Consider the following 1,076-nt stretch of genomic DNA (forward strand, 5'->3'; position numbering starts at 1 on the left):
AGTGGCTAAAAATCATACAGTGTTGCGGGGCGCAACAGTCGCTAAGATCAATTGTCGCCGTTGAGAAAATACTTTCCCGTTGTTTGAAGACCCACCGTTCTCTGACTATCTCACTCTGCGTCAACTATCGAATAGAGGCTGTCATGACTGACAATGCGGAGAAAAAGGACGGTAAGAAAGTCGGTGCGCTACATTCTGAACTGAGGATTGATTTGCATACCTTCTATGCGATCAGTACCTGGGAAGGAAGAGAGAGGGGGACGAGGAAAGATACCATCATCGGAATGCCGCGATTTTTCCGCCTGGTTTCCAGTATTAACCGAGATTCCCTGGCTGATAATCCCTATGCGGATGCCGTAATGTATCAGCTTGAAAAACTGATTGATGAAGCACACAAGAATGTTCAGCGTTTGTTGGATGAGGCAAATGATCTGATAGCCGAGCTCCCCAGCGGTATTTCGTTGTCCAATGTTGTTTCCAAGTCCCCCCTGAATATTGGCGTGCACAGTCATACGCCTTTAGGATACCGCTGCGTTTACCTTCTCGTTGGCTTTGACCAACTGGCACTGAAATTATTCCAGGCTCACCATTACGGGTTTATCTCTCGGCAGCATCGTGACGATCGGCTGTACCAGGGGGGATACCAAATTCGCAAAATATTCTCGGCGGCACAGCACTACCGCTCATTCCCCATTACCCGCAGAGATATTGTGTTGGCGACGGAAACCATACCCCCGGCGCAGCAGTATTTTGGTGAGGTAGATCGTGAGGTGCTATTGGGCAGAAAACGCTCGCGCTTCTCCCCACGGGTTAATGCTGAAAGTCTTCGCTTGTTACATGAACGATTGCGACATACGTCCAGGGATCATAAGGCAGAAGAAAGCATCGATAAACAAGGAGATAAAGATGAGCGTCAGGGGTAAGCGTCATTTCTGTCATGTTGCCTGTGTGGTGTTATCCGCCGTTCTGTTGACGGGATGTGCCGGTAGCGATGTTGCCGAGTTGAACAAGAAAGTCAGCGACATGAGCTACGGCTTGCTCTCACTGGGTAAAAAAGCCGACAGCCATGAGCGTGG

The 1,076-nt window shown here is 49.3% G+C and carries 1 protein-coding gene; it reads left to right on the plus strand.

Annotation, left to right across the window (positions count from 1 at the left end; genetic code table 11):
- On the plus strand, window positions 1-923 hold a 923-nt coding region (locus tag BMI79_RS22835; protein WP_244157376.1), incomplete at its 5' end, for a PFL_4669 family integrating conjugative element protein.
- Window positions 924-1,076: the final 153 nt, after the last annotated feature.

It is taken from the genome of Serratia oryzae, assembly GCF_001976145.1.
Taxonomy (GTDB): Bacteria; Pseudomonadota; Gammaproteobacteria; order Enterobacterales; family Enterobacteriaceae; genus Chania; species Chania oryzae.